The organism is Roseovarius sp. SK2, from assembly GCF_028807495.1.
Classification (GTDB): Bacteria; Pseudomonadota; Alphaproteobacteria; order Rhodobacterales; family Rhodobacteraceae; genus Roseovarius; species Roseovarius confluentis.
Map to the genome: position 1 here is coordinate 22,550 of NZ_JARAMK010000017.1, position 14,306 is coordinate 36,855.

The 14,306-nt window shown below is 62.2% G+C and carries 12 protein-coding genes; all 12 read right to left on the reverse strand.

The annotated features are described in order from the left end of the window. Positions 1-280: 280 nt before the first annotated feature. Complete coding sequence (locus PVV74_RS21840; RefSeq protein ID WP_007120662.1) at positions 281-487, reverse strand: hypothetical protein; 207 nt, start codon at positions 485-487, stop codon at positions 281-283. Between the two features lie 539 nt (positions 488-1,026). Further along, positions 1,027-1,956: a DUF2493 domain-containing protein gene (locus tag PVV74_RS21845; RefSeq protein WP_274594649.1), complete on the reverse strand. Its 930-nt coding sequence runs from the start codon at positions 1,954-1,956 to the stop codon at positions 1,027-1,029. A 713-nt stretch (positions 1,957-2,669) separates the two neighbouring features. Further along, positions 2,670-3,380, reverse strand: coding sequence for a Fis family transcriptional regulator (locus PVV74_RS21850; protein WP_274594650.1), 711 nt, complete (start codon positions 3,378-3,380; stop codon positions 2,670-2,672). Beyond that, a complete protein-coding gene (locus PVV74_RS21855) occupies positions 3,377-6,484 on the reverse strand; it encodes an N-6 DNA methylase (RefSeq protein ID WP_274594651.1) in 3,108 nt (1,035 codons plus the stop codon). Before PVV74_RS21855 ends, PVV74_RS21850 begins: the two co-directional genes overlap by 4 nt. A gap of 100 nt (positions 6,485-6,584) precedes the next feature. Continuing rightward, positions 6,585-7,100 carry a hypothetical protein gene (locus PVV74_RS21860; protein ID WP_274594652.1) on the reverse strand — a complete coding sequence of 172 codons (516 nt, stop codon included), beginning with the start codon at positions 7,098-7,100 and terminating at the stop codon, positions 6,585-6,587. Between the two features lie 295 nt (positions 7,101-7,395). Beyond that, positions 7,396-8,124 (reverse strand): DUF736 family protein, encoded by a 729-nt coding sequence (locus PVV74_RS21865; RefSeq protein WP_274594653.1) that lies wholly within the window; start codon positions 8,122-8,124, stop codon positions 7,396-7,398. 124 nt (positions 8,125-8,248) lie between these two features. Then, complete coding sequence (locus tag PVV74_RS21870; protein ID WP_274594654.1) at positions 8,249-8,554, reverse strand: hypothetical protein; 306 nt, start codon at positions 8,552-8,554, stop codon at positions 8,249-8,251. A 100-nt stretch (positions 8,555-8,654) separates the two neighbouring features. Beyond that, positions 8,655-9,116 carry a DUF6915 family protein gene (locus PVV74_RS21875; RefSeq protein WP_274594655.1) on the reverse strand — a complete coding sequence of 154 codons (462 nt, stop codon included), beginning with the start codon at positions 9,114-9,116 and terminating at the stop codon, positions 8,655-8,657. A gap of 1 nt (position 9,117) precedes the next feature. Then, a complete protein-coding gene (locus PVV74_RS21880; protein WP_274594656.1) occupies positions 9,118-9,504 on the reverse strand; it encodes a DUF6878 family protein in 387 nt (128 codons plus the stop codon). 126 nt (positions 9,505-9,630) lie between these two features. After that, positions 9,631-13,893 (reverse strand): strawberry notch-like NTP hydrolase domain-containing protein, encoded by a 4,263-nt coding sequence (locus tag PVV74_RS21885; protein WP_274594657.1) that lies wholly within the window; start codon positions 13,891-13,893, stop codon positions 9,631-9,633. 101 nt (positions 13,894-13,994) lie between these two features. Further along, entirely contained in the window at positions 13,995-14,147 is a 153-nt protein-coding gene (locus PVV74_RS21890; RefSeq protein WP_274594658.1) for a StaA, read from the reverse strand. Further along, positions 14,137-14,301: a hypothetical protein gene (locus PVV74_RS21895; RefSeq protein WP_274594659.1), complete on the reverse strand. Its 165-nt coding sequence runs from the start codon at positions 14,299-14,301 to the stop codon at positions 14,137-14,139. The genes PVV74_RS21890 and PVV74_RS21895 overlap by 11 nt, the downstream gene beginning before the upstream one ends. Positions 14,302-14,306: the final 5 nt, after the last annotated feature.

Below are 14,306 nucleotides of genomic sequence, written 5' to 3' on the forward strand. Positions count from 1 at the left end.
ACAGGCAGGGTCAAGGAGGGCCAGATTTGGCTCCGCCAAATCTCTGCCGCAAAAACCGGGAGGCCCTGGCCGATAGGTTTTTGCGGATGGCCCCCTTGAGGCTGACTGGCCGGTCTGTCGCGGCCTGATCATTCCGGGGGAAGTGCGTCCCTTGAACGCGCAGCGCCCGGCAGCCTCAAAAGGTCGCCTCGGGCGATCTAACCGCCGGACCCGGCATCCCTGGAACAGGGATCGGGCCGCCCCAAGATCGTCCTGGGGCGGCCCATCCTCGTGAGAGGATTCAGTCCTGGGGATCCTTCGCGCTCGGCGGGAACATCACCAGCTCCGAGACCGCGACCGGGAAGTCGAGCTTGAGGCTGAAGAACTCCGAACCGTCCCCGTTGCGGGTGTTGCGGAACATGGCGCCCACGCGCTGAAAACGGGTGCGCTCCTGGCCATCGGTGTCGGTGAACTTGACGGGGACGGTGGCGACGTAGTGGTTGGTCATTTGGGTTACTCCTTGTTGCGATGGGGATCTGCCAGCACGGGGGCAAGAGGCCCGGTCGCAAGTGCAAATGCGGAGGGTCCGCGGCTCCGCCGTGGAAGCCGTATTTGTGCTTGCCGAAGCGTGAGCTGAGGGCACGATTGGGCCGACCCCGTGCGATCCACATCTATGAGCAAAAAGGAGTGATCCGTATGACCCCTGCCATCACGCCGACGCCACCATCCGCGTCCGCGTCCCGCCAAGCCTGGGAAGGGAAGCTGACGGAGCCCGCCCGCGTGGATGCGGTGTTCCGAAACGCCACCCGAAGGTTGTGCAGGTCTTCAGCCTCATGTGCGACGTCTCGACCCCTCGGTTTTGCGCTGCTGACGATGTGCGTGCGGGGCGCACCATCACCAGCCCGAACCGATGCGGATGGGCCGAACTCTGACGGGCTGGGTAGAGGGATGACGGTGCTGGACGCCGTGAGCTGCCGATCAAGTGTGACCGATCGCACGCGCCATGAGACATGACGAAAGGGCCGCGCCAAGCGCGACCCCCTCTCTTCAATCTTGCGCAGTCTTCTTCGCCGGGTCAGCAACCCGCATGACCGTCAGGCCTTTCGCTTCCGCCTTCTGCCCTAGGTTGAGCGCGACCCCGTTGCCGCCGAAGAGTACAACCCCCGTCGCCGCGAACTTGTCGTCCAGCATCTCATCGTTGCACTTGAACGGTGCCGCCCGCCCGTGTGCGGACCAGCGCGGATCGAAGCGCGCCTGCGCGACCCCGCGGGCGCGGGCCCACCGAGCCGCAATCATCTCCGCGCCGTGCTTGCCACCCTTGTGGCAGAGGAAGATCTCCTGGTTGCGGTTTTGCTTGATCCGTTCGCGAACCTTGTCGAGCGTGTTGAAGATCACATCGACATCGGTCCAGTCGGTGGCGCCTGAGACGATCAGGGGGACCCCCTCGACTTTCGACTTCTCGGCGGTTTCGCGGTCGTGCTGCTCCAGGAGCTGCCGTGCCTCGAAGACCGCCCCGGTCTCTTGCGCCCGGACGCTTGCGCGCGACCCGGCTGCCGGGATGAAGGCGTGACCGGTCTCGATCTCGTAGCATTCCGCTGCCGCCTCGCTCATCACCTCGATTGCGCCGACGATCTCGCGCAGCTGCAGAAAGCGCGCCTGCGCCTCCTCAATCGCGGTCTCGGCGATCTCCGACCCGTCGTGGGATTTTGCCAGCGCGCCGATCTTGTCGGCGGTGCGGTCAATCTCCTTGCCAAGTGCCACCTTGCGCCGCTGGAGGATCGTGGCGAGCCCATGGGCCAGCGGTTCGATTTCCGCTTCAAGCCCGGTCCCGCGCAACTGCCCGAGCAAAGCCTCGAAGCTCTCGCGGATGATGTGGTCGGTCAGGATGTGATCTTCCGGGATCGGCAGCTGCGCGTCCTTCTCGGTCAGCCCGAAAAGTTCGATGGTCTCGTAGGTGTTCGCATTGTCGTAAGCCATGTCTGGTCTCCAGTGTTCGGTTCCAAGGCCACCACGTGAGTGTGGGGGCATGGCCGAATGCCTGGTTTCCGAATCTGCCTGGGTCAGGGACGGCGCAGCCGCCGGCTTGCCGGGCGCAAAAGTTTTCTGCGCGCAGCACCCGACACATGCACGCGCTCACGCACGGGACCGCCCCGCCCCACACGCCCCGCCCTCGCCGAAAAGTTTTGCGATCCTTGACGCGGGCTGATTTGGGGGCCATCCGGAGGATATGCTTCCGCACTCATGTGTGTGTTTAGACGGTAGGTTTGCCCGACCCGAGCAGGCAAACGGCCCGACCGGACGCGGGAGACGGATGCAGCGGCGGGATCGTTTTGCCCCGCAAAACAGACCAGAGCGCAATCCGGCGGAGCGGCCGGGGAGGGACGTGCTCGCGAGGCGGGCAAACCGGGATGCCGGGTGCGACGCCGCGGTGAGGCCGCATGGCCGAATGCGCGACGGACCGAAGGGCCGTTCTCCCCTGCGACACGCGAAGCCGAGCAGGGGAGGCCGCAAGGCATAAGCCAAGGTTGATGTGCAGGCGACTACGCTGACGACTATAGGCATTGCTTGTCCGGGCATTCGACTTAAAGGGCGGCAAGCGGAAATTTGCGGCGGATTCAACCAACGACAGCTCTGCCGCCGAAGTCGCAACCATGCCAAGCCACTGGGAATGGGAGGGTGTTGACTTGAACCTAGCTCGCCTTCTTCTGCTTGGATGTGCTGACCGGATAACCAAATGACAGAAAGAAGTGCGAAACGCGGATGGTACCATATTTCGGCGCAAGCGCGGGATCCCGCTCATGTTCGGTGTCGAAATCCGCCGTGCCAAAAATCTGCGATGGCCGCGTGATCGACCCGCCGCTTGCTGTCGGCTTTAGTCTCAGGTCAGCAGCTAGCCCGGCATCATCAAGCGCTTGCCGGATGGGCGGCACGACCTCCGACTCGGGATCGAGAAGCACCCCCACCATTGCCGCGACTGCCTGGTCGCGGCTATAAATTCCAGTAACGAAACGGCCGAGGCCCCTGTTTCGGAGATAGTGGTCGCGATGTTTCTTTTGACGTCCAAGGCGTTTGAACTCGAACACAAGCTTGATTTCCCGGGTCTCATCGTTCCAGCCGTAGACAATATCGGTGCGGCGCTCTTCGATCCAATCGCCAGTCGCTGGATCGATCTCACCAATAACATTCTCGGCTGCCCACATGCCTAGCAGTCCTCGCTCGCGCGCAACGTAGTTCTCGACATAGACCTTGAGCTTCTTGGTTAGCTTGTCCTCCTTGGTCTTCGGATTGAAGTCCGGGAGTTCGCGGACGGTCAAGTCTGCCCAGCCTTGCAGCAAGGCGTCGACCGCCGCCGTAGCGGGCTGAAGCGGAAATGCTGTGAGCCATTCATCCGTTGCAGTCACGCATTCACCGTCTGCTTACCTTGCTCTGCACGGACCTGAACATCGCGTACAATCCGCTCAGCATCTCGCATCGCCTGCCGGACTGTCCAACTGCGCCGCGTCAACGGTCGAACTAAGTAAAGCGCCCCATCCACCCAGAGCAGAGCGTCGGGTACGAGCGTGAGGAAGTCACCTGATGGCAGCGCACGGAGACCCGCGCTGCGCAACTGAGATAGGGTTTCCAAAACCAGTTCGTCACTCACCTCGGTGTCGATCTCGGCGCTTCTGTCTTCGTCGTTGGAGAAAAGCACACGGACAATTCCCGACGGCCCTGCGCGAGAGGGATCACTGGCCGCAACTTCTACCCGGAAACTGCCACGTCCGCCCATGCGATTACGCCAGCCAGTCAATGACTGGGCGAGCGCCTTCGCGTAGATGTCGAAATCCTCCGCCTTCACGAGATGCTGTGCCGGCGTGTCGAGGCTCTTGAAGCTGCGAGGACGGATCGAGGGCATCAGGAGATTGACGGTCTCGCGCACGAGTGTCCGCTCGTCTTGGCTTAGCCCAAAATAGGCAAAAATCGCATCGTCCAACTCGCTGTAGAGAGCCGTATATCGTGGCGCTTGCTCGAGTTCGTCCAAGCGGGAAATCTCGTCGAGATGGGCCGATACCCGTTCGACCACCCCCTTCGCCTCCTCAGGATCGGGCGCAATTGAGGGCTCGAAGAATGGGAAGGTCTCGACGTCTGCGAGGTGGACGCCGTTGCGCTCGCACAGCATCTTCCAGCCTCGCATCATCAAAAAGTAGCGAGCCAGGGATGACCGCAGAAAGACTGCGGCGAACTTGAGCAGCGCCGCATCGGCCTTGGGGCCTGAAATCACGCCGACACTATGGGTGAAAGATGCCGGCCGGTCATAGTAGACCGCCCGAATGTTATGCTCCTCTCGCGAAAAGCCGTCGGGGAACAATACACGTGGTCCATCGAAGACCGCCATGATGGCCTCGTTGAGACCGACCACTGTGGTTTGTTCGGCCGGCCAGCGCGTGAGCAGGGCCTTGTGAAGTACGGGCGAGCCGGCGCTGAGCGCGGCGACAGGCACAAACCGACGTTGCTTGAGCGGTTCAGCGCTCATCGCGTCGCGACTCTTGTCGTTGAGATGGATGCCTTTGCGATATACCCAGCGGCGTGAGGCCTTCGGCCCTCGCCAAAAGTCAGCAAAAGTCCCGCGCATGGTGAGACGGGTCCAGATCGCCAGATCGCTCGCATCGCCCCACATCATTGTGACTAGCAATTGCGGGTCATCCGCTACCGATCGTGTCTGGAGCTTGTGCCGATCGGCAGACTGCATGGTGAGACGGCCGAGTGCGAGACTTAGGTCAGCCTTGGGCACTAGGTATTCGAAGGTCTCGTCGAACGGCACAAGGTTTCCTGCGTCGGCGGATCGGCCTTCCCCAAGAAATACGTGGCAGGTGTTCTCTGCCGTGGGGAACAGCAACCCCTGCAGGTCGCCGAAATTGATCAGTCGGGTAGGCCGGTAGGTATCGAGCAAGGTCTTGACGAAATCCTCGCTGGATGCACCGAGCAACTGGCCAATCGGCAGGATAAGACAAATGCGACCGTTATCGGCGAGGAAATCGGCGGCTCTTAATGCATAAGCACCGGCAATTTGCCGACGGACAAAGGGAACGCCTGCCTGTTCGGCCCAGTCGTCAGCAGAGGTTCGGCTGGTACCCTCCGGCTCAGCCCAAGGAGGGTTGGAGATAATCAGCGAAAAGCGCTTTCCGCCGAACGCGTGAGATTCACGGAAGAAGTCGCCCTGCTCAGCTCCGTGGGCGAGGTTGCTATCCTTGAGCGGCGGCAACTTGGTTCCGTCGCGTTCCTGAGCTTCGAGGATGTCGGCCGGGTCGAGCCCTTCGAGCAGCGACAAATACAGGCTGAACGCGGTGACGCGGCAAGCCATAAAATTGATGTCGCTGCCGAAGATACGTCCTTTGAGAAGGTCGCCCCGTTCTGCAAAGCCGAGTTGTCGGCCCAGGCGCGCCTCCTGAAGCGCCAGCAAACGTCGATACGCGGTGGTAAGAAGAATTCCCGATCCGCAAGCCCCATCAAAAATGATCTCGTTGAGAGGATCTTGCGAGGCCAGAAAGGCCTGGTCGACCGCCAGCATCGCGAGATTTCGCGGGGTGTAATAGGCACCTTCCTTGGCCTGTTCTTCCGGGGTCAGAAATTTCTCGTAAAGCCCGGACAAAAGCTCGACTGGAATGTAGCTAAAATCATAGTTCCAGAAGTCTCCCTGGCCCGTGTGCATGTCGGTGCGACGGAGAAACTGGTTGAGCAGTGCGAAGCCATTGGTGGTCAAGGCATACCACGGATCGTGACGATCATCCCCGAGGAAGTCGCCGTTGAAATCCAATCGCAGTTTGTCGATGAGCGACCGCAGCCCTGGACGATCTGCATCGGCAACAAGTTTATGCAGCTGACCGACACCGCGGCGGCTTCGATATGTCTCACCGACGATCTCACGATGCTCGAGATAGGAGATGAAGAGCACCTGCCCCATCAGAAGCTCGGCCAAATGGCGCCGAGTCCGCTCGCTCGCAATGTCTCCGAGACCATCTTCAGTAAGCTTAGCGACGGCGTTCGTGACGTTGTGAAGAAGCTTGCGGTCGACACGTGCCTTTACGTCGAACCATTTCGGAACGCGCCGCGACAGATTGGCCGTCGCGACGTCGAGCGCGGAAAACGGGCCGTCCGGCCGGGCATCGGCAAGGTGGAGGCGTTCACCGGCTTTCTTGAGCTTGCGTGCGGGCAGGGCGAGCGCCTTGTCGCCCACGACTTCAATCACGATCGTGGCTAGGTTCTGGTTCCAAATTTTCATGCGAGCTTCGTCGAGCGCCGCGCTCGACAACGGTGCGTCGTCGTCGCTGACGAAGACGACGGTCGGCACACCTTCCACTTCGAACACGGCCCGCGCGCGAATGGCCCCCTCGGGCTTGAGCAATGTCTTGATCTCGAGCGCATAGGGATGCGCGTCGGGGATAGCTTCGCCCCGCCGGTGCAGCACCGCTGGCTCGGCAGAATAGCCGAGTCTGTCGAGCCATTTTTCGAAAGCGTCCGGACTCACCTCGCACCTCTCGAACAAATCAAGCACAAGAACATAACAGGAACATGTCCACTTGGAAAGCGAGGCGAAGAGCCATTGACCGGAAGAAGGCTGGAATACCTCATGCCGACCGCCGGTGGTGCTTTGTCGAAGGCGCGAAGTTGGCCCGGCCTTCTTGAGTCCCGCGGGTTGCCGGAAGGTTGAAGAGGTCCATCTGGGCGTGATTTAAGTCCGGCAGAGCGAAACCGTCGCGCAATATGGCTAGGTGACGATCGAGTTCCATCAAGAGGACTTCCCCACCGAGGATTTTCTCGTTCGCTTCCACAAACGTCCAACTGCCGTCGGAACCCAATCCCAGCCTTTGCCCCCACAGACTGATGAATGAACGATTTCGCAGCTCCTCGCGCAAGGTGGCGAAAGACGTCTTGTGGGTCTGCAGTTCCATGCTGAACTGGTCGCGCAAGATGACTGCGATGCGAAGCACGAGAATGGTCTGCCAGCTGAACTTCGCTGGCGATCCTTTGCCCTTGGGTCGCACATCGACTGAAACCAGGGCGCGCCGACTGGTCCACTCGCGGAGCTTCTCCGTCGAGAGTCCCGTCAGTTGGCAGGCAACTGGTGTAGCTACAAGGCGCAAAGGCAACTTTCCCGAGATCGGGTACCGCACCCGACCTTGTCAATACAACGGGTATCATACCCGTTCTCAGCGGTAAATGCCTTACTGGCTGGCCGTCCTAGTCCAAAAAAATCAGCACGTCCGCTTTCAGGATCAACAATCATATGCTCAAATGGCGGCAATGGGGCACGCGTAGAACTCCTGCCTGAAGACCCTCGAATGGTCGCTTCGGGCCGAGCCACGCCAACACAGTAAAAGGGGAACCGTGATCCCACGGCTCCCCTCCGGATTCAGTTAGTCTAACCGCGTGGGCTGATCACGCGACCAGCGACAGCCCCGCGCCCGCGTCCTGCGGTTGCTCACCGCTGTCGATGAACGGGATAATCGAGAAGGTCTGACCGCCGCGCTGCTCTTCGTTCTGCACGGCGTTCACGCGCAGGTCGCCATCGGGCGTGTTGATCAGCAGCGACAGGTAGTCGTTGCCGGTCCGGCTGCTCTTCGCCATCCAGGCCGAGCCGACGCGGATCGGTGTGCCCCGCGGCGAGCTGACCTCGATCCGGTAGTCGGGGTGGGTCTCCTCGGACTTGTAGCTGTTCTCGATCAGCATGAACTCCAGATCGAACATCATGTTGGCGATGTAACCGGTGAAGGCGTTGTCGGCATCCATGGCGGTGAGTTCGCCCGAGATCGAACCGGATTTCATCAGGCCGTTCGAGACCAGCGGGATGATCTCAAACTCGCCGCTTTGGGCGGCGCGCGCCTCTTTCGTCTGCACCGCGTTGACCCGGAAAGGGCCAAGGCCGACATCGAGCTGCATCGAGATGTAAGGGTTGCCGCTGGTATTGCCGGTCTCGTTCCAGGCCGTGCCGATGCGCACCTTACGACCCGACTTGTTGACCGCGGTCACGTCGAAATCCGGGCTGCGCTTGGACATCTTCGGGCGGTTTTCAAGCTGGATGGCGATATCGAAACGTGTCGAATGGATCATGCCGGTGTACTGGGCGGCTGCGGTCTCGACGTTGCGAGTGAGGGTTCCTGCGAACATGGGATGGTTCCTTTTGGATTAGCCGGTGCCTGACGTCCTTGACAGCACAACCGGGATTGCTTTTTCGACCCCTCCTGGGATCACAAACCAGAAAGCTCGCTTTCCTTTCTTCCCAACCTCCAGTTCAGCGCTGGCGTCTGAGAGTCTGTGCCACCTCATCGCCGGGTACGACGCCCCTCCCCTGCCCGTCTGGTCTTTGTTGGCTGTCCTGGCTCTTCTCGTCGCCACACTCCGGTCCAGAGACAAAAAACTCTGCTTCCTCTCCGTTCAACCGCTGCCCGCTCCGGTCTGTCAGACCGATGCAGCTGCCGTTCAGCACATAGGTGATGAGGTACTGACCGAGCCTGTCCTTGTGAACAACGTAGCCGGTATTGGCCCAATGCACGGTCTGGCCGGCATCGACGGCTGCCTTGATGTCTTCGAGTGTCATGCGAACCTCCTTACGAAGAATGGTGGGGAAACGACGCAAGAAGCCCGGTCGTCCAACCGGGCTTCAATGCAGCATTTGTTTGGCCAACGGCCGAGAGCTGTCAGGCACCTTGCGTGGCTTGCATCGCGTGCGCCGCAATCCAATCCTTCAGGCCAAGAACCGTTCTGCCGGCGGCGACCTCGGAGGCCCAGGCAACCCTTGGGTCGCCGCAGGGCTCATTGCCGACATGCCGGTCGATATGACCATTGGCCATCCATGGCTCAGGCTGGATCCGACGCAGCCAGTCCGCCATGCTCGGGATACGGCCTTGGCAGTCTTCGCGGATATGCTGCTCGCCGATCCAGCGCACGGGGATGTCCCGACCCGCGCTATTGGTCAGGGTCAAGCCGAAGACACGCTCCGCTTCGAACAGGCCTTGAGCATGATGACGCAAGGCGCGGTGCGTGAAGAGCGCGAGGTGCTCTTTCGAGGCGTCGAACCAATCGTGGACGGCCTGATAGTCAGACGGCACCCCGCCGAATTTCCGGGCAGAGCTTTCAGCATGATGAAGCGGATGGGCCATCTCAAAGACCCTCAACATAGCTGTGCGCGCATTCGACATAGCGGTCCGCGTGATCGAGGGTGATACTGTCGGCTGCAATGTCCCAGGTCAGCGTGCCATAGCCGCCCTCGTTGTTCTCGAACCCCGGGTGATGGTGATAAGCCAGCGACCAGGCGAAATCGCCAACCTCTGTGGCAAGCGCCTCCGGCAGTTGGACCTCCGAAGGCTGCACCGTCACATCCTCGACATTGCCGGAGTCGCCATAGCCTTCATATTCAGCAGTGACCTCGCTGATGCCAAGCGCGCGCAATTGCGCGATCAGCTCCGCTCGGGATGCCTTCAAGGTGGTTTCGCGCCCTACGCGCCACTGAGCCGCCATTGCGGCATAGTCGATCTGGGGATTGGTCATGGGTCTGTCCTCTTGTCTGAATTTGGGGCGCGCGCAGGCGTGCCATTGGCCTGCCCGCGCGCCCGGAAAGCGCAGATCGGCCAAATCCCGATCCACGCCGCCCGACCGGAAGCTCGCTTTGACTTTTCAGGCGGCTTGGTCTGCCGTGATGGCAGGCCTCTGCCCCACGATCCGGGCCAGAATGCTTCCCGTGTCGATCCCGTCCCCATGCGGCAGGAACACCCGTAGCTGGAAAGCGATGATCTCGGTGAAGCAGCCGAGGGCCTTGAGACCCTCAATCATGCCCCGATCCGCACCAGAGAGCTCGAGGCGCATCTCGCCTGCGACCCGGCGACGGGTCAGCGTCAGACCCCGGCCCAGATCGACCGGCGCGGTGGTGCCGAGGGCGGCAGTCAGCATCTCTTGCGGCGTTTGCGGGTTGGAGACAAGGAAGCGGGCGCGGAGCGCGGCCGCCCCTTCTTCGCTCAACGTGCGCCCGATCATCGCGGTCGCCCCGTCGGGCGTGACCCGGTAGATGCGCTCATTGGTGGCCGGAATGTCCTTCCAGATCGGCAACAGCAGCCCGGTCAGCAGGTAGAGCTTGGTCGTGGTGGTTTTCGGCAGGGACGCAGCCTCGGCATCCCAAAGCCGTGAGAACTCGGGCCTGCCGATCTCTTCCCAGGCCGAGGCCTCAAATCGCACCTCCTCCAGATAGCTGGAACCGTTTGGCCGCACCGCCTTGCGCATCAGCGTCACGACATCCTCGTCATATATCTGCATGGGGCGCGCCGAGATGAGCGCCGCCCGACCGGAGGCGCGATTGACCATCGGCAGCTTATCCGGATTGCGCGACATGGCCTCTTCGGCGTCCAGCACATGCACCGGGTCGGTGACCTCAAGCCCGATGATCCGCGTCACCGCGCCGGATTTCGGGCAGGTCCAGAGATCCTCGATGGAAACCTGCTCGATCTTTTCGCCACGAAGGGTTTCCACGCCGAGGTCGAGCGTGCCTGCCGCGCGCGCCCGTTCAGTCTGATCGGCGATCCGGCCCATGAACTCGGCAAAGAGCGCGTTCTGCATGTGGATGGGAAGCGCCAGCACCCGGTTGAGAAACCGCTGGATCGGCGGGAGCTCCTCAAGCAGCACCCCGTCCTTGTCGATCAGCCGCAGGGCTGTCCAGTCGGTGAAACTCTCGTAGCTCATCGCCGCGGCGCGCCCGGCGGCAAGATCGGCGAAATACCCGCGCAGTGCGGCCCGCGCGATCGGGCTTTCGAGATTGTCCTCCTCGCGGAACATCCCCTGCGAGCCGGTTTCGCGCTGGCCCTTGGTCAAGGCCCCAAGCTGGTCGAGGCGTTTGGCGATCGTCGAGGTGAAGCGTTTCTCGCCGTGCACATCGGAGGTACAGACCCGGAAGAAGGGCGCGGTGACCTGGGCCGAGCGATGCGTGCGGCCGAGCCCCTGGATGGCCGCATCGGCCCGCCAACCCGGCTCCAGCAGATAGTGCCGGCGCCGTTTCTGGTTCTTGGCCGTCTGCGCCGCGTGATAGGAACGCCCGGTGCCGCCCGCATCCGAGAAGATCAGGATATCCTTCTCGCCGTCCATGAAGGCCTGGGTTTCGGAGGAATTGCTGCTGGCGCTGCGTTTCTCGATGAAGAGATGGTCGTCCTCGGCCTTAAGGGGCCGGATGGACCGCCCCGTGACTTCCGCCACGGCCTCGTCGCCAAAGGCCCAGAGGATCTGGTCGAGCGCCGAGGGGATCGGGGCCAGCGTCATCAATTCCGTCATGGCCGCATCTCGTAGGGCGAGCGCCTCGCGCGAGACAACGAGCGCGCCGGTCTCATCGCGCAAGGGTTCCGCGACCATGTTGCCGTCGATTTCCACGAGCTTTTGCGCGTGGATAGGAAAGGCCTGCTCAAGATAGCCCACTACGAAATCGCGCGGCGTCAAGGCCCCCTCGACGAGCTCGTCGTCAGGGTCCATCGTCTCAAGCCGGCGTTTCAGCAGGCTCTCACCCGTCGAGACCACCTGGATGACGCAAGCGTTGCCCGCCGCCAGATCATCCTTGATCGCGCGGATGATGGTCGGGGCTTTCATGCCCATCAGGAGATGGTTGAAGAAGCGCTGCTTGGTGCTTTCAAACCGGGACTTGGCCGAGGCGCGTGCGGCCGAGGCATTGGTCTCCCCCGAGGCATCGTTGACACCGGTCGCGGTCAGTGCAGCTTCGAGATTGTGGTGGATCGTCCGAAACGCGCCCGCATAGGCGTCGTAGATCTCGATCTGGGCCGGGGTCAGCGCGTGTTCGAGCACGTCATACTCCACGCCATCGAAGCTGAGCGCGCGGGCGGTGTAAAGCCCGAGCGTCTTGAGATCACGGGCAACCACCTCCATGGCGGCGACACCGCCGGCTTCCATCGCCGACACGAAACTCTCGCGGCTCGGGAAGGGGTATTCGGGGCCCTGCCCCCAGAGACCGAGACGCGCGGCATAGGCAAGGTTGTGGACGCTCGTGGCGCCCGTGGCCGAGATGTAGAAGACGCGGGCACGCGGTGCGGCCAGTTGCAGCCGCAGGCCCGCAAGGCCCTGCTGGGAGGGTTTGACCCCCCTGCCCTGCTCGGACCCTGCCGCGTTCTGCATGGCATGGGCCTCGTCAAAGGCCAGAACGCCGTCGAAATCTTCACCCATCCAGTCGAGGATCTGGCTCAGCCGCGTGGTGCCACATTTGCCAGCGGACCGCAGCGTGGCGTAGGTCACAAAAAGAATACCGTCGCTCATCGGGATGGGCTGGTCCGGTTTCCATTTGGAGAACGGCTGGATGTCGGCGGGCGAGCCGCCAAGATCGGTCCAGTCGCGGATTGCGTCCTCGATAAGCGTGGCGGATTTGGAAACCCAGATCGCCTTCCTGCGCCCAGCCAGCCAGTTCACGAGAATGAGCCCGGCGCATTCGCGCCCCTTGCCGCAGCCGGTGCCGTCGCCGAGGAAATACCCGAGGCGATAGGCACGTGCGTCTGTATCATCATCGGCGCGCGTCAGCTTGGCCTGGTCGTCATCGATAGTGAACCGACCGGGCAGGTCGCGTCCGTGGGCATCATGCGCCATGATGATGGTTTCGAGCTGCGCCTCGGAGAGATGCCCATCCTCGATCAGCCTGGCGGGCAGGCGCAATTCCGCACTGGCCGCGCCAGAGGGCACGGGCGGCGCAACAGAGGCCATGGCGATGCTTTCGACGAGCGGCGTGGGATGTTCCTGCGCGCCTGCGATCTCAATCCGCTGCGGACGGTAGCGCGCATAGATGTCCGAGACGGGCCTGTTGTCGCGCGGGGTCTGAAAGCTTGTGAAGCTGAGCGGACGGACGGCATTGGGCCGTGGATTGGAGGCGGCGAGAGGCGCAGCGGCGGTCTTGCGCGGGGCAGAAGAGTGAACGGTCGGCCGCGCGTGCGGCATCGACGCCACCCTTTGGGCGGGGCGCGCCTCGGGCCGGGTTGCGGCCACTGCGTCGACATATGCCAAGGCTCCATCCAGATCCCGGACCGTGGCGCGGATCATCTCGTTGTCGTCCTGCACCTTGTCGAAGACCATCAGCTGGGTTTCGACAGAGGTGCCAAGCTTGCGGTAGACCTGCCTTGGCATCGTCAGCGCCAATCGCGGCGTCAGGAGACCGCAGGCGCGGGACCAATGCGCAGCATCGCGTTCGGGCGTGAGCCCCTGCGGCATGATCGCCACCATCCGCCCACCGGGTGCCAGGCGCTTGGCAGCCGCGATGAGATGCTTGGCAGCGATGTGCTTGTCTCGGGAGCGATCGACCGAGGAGGCAAAGGGCGGGTTCATCACCACGACGTCGGGCAGGACCAGCGTCTGCAGCAGATCATCGATATGCTCCCCGTCATGGCCTGTCACCTCGCCACCGAAGACAGCGCGCAATAGGCTCTGGCGAAAGGGGTCGATTTCATTGAGCACAAGCGTGGCACCGGCCCGGGTAGCGAAAGCTGCCAGGGCACCGGTGCCGGCGGATGGTTCGAGCACAGTCTCGCCCTTGCGGATGGCTGCCGCCCGCACGGCCAAGGCGGAAAATGGCAGTGGCGTGGAGAACTGCTGCAACCGGATTTGCTGTTCCGACCGGCGGGTTTCCGTCGGGAGACGTGACGCAAGGAGTTTTGCGGCAGAGTAATCATCCTCACTTTTGTCGCCACGTAGCAGCGCCTGCACAGCCGCCGCCTGCATCAGGTCATAGGCCTTCCGCCAGTCCCAGGCGCCCCCAGCATCACTGCCATGAAACGTCTCGCGCATAATGCGCGCGAGCGCTGAGCTGCGCAGGGGCTGGTTGTCGATTTCCGCGCCGATCTGCGCGAGGGCAGAGGCGAGGTTAGCGTCGGAGATTGAGAGAGCCGTGTTTGCCGGTTTGGGCCTGGACATGGGGATTTTCCTTTGGATCAGGGTCTGTGTTCCAAAGGACAAAAAGCCCGCTTTCGCTTTTAGGGTGGCGTGGTCAGACCGCGCTGACCTTCAAGGCCTGGTCAGGACTTGGGTTCGACCTGCCGCTTCGCATCAATTAATGCCTGTGCGGCCTGCATCACCTGAACCTGAGATGTTCCCGTGCGTGCATCCTCCAGCGCGGCCTGTACCTGCGCGCAAAACCACGCGTCATACGCGTTCGCATCAGCGGCCACGGAAATGCTCCTCGAGACCCCAGTCCAGAAGCTTGCCGAGGTCATCGGGCATGTCTGCAACGCGCACAGCAATTGGGAAACGGTGCCCCGTCAGGTCAGGCGCGCATTGCTCCTCTTGACCGAGGTGCTGCCCATCCTTTTCCGTTTCGTCCATTGTGC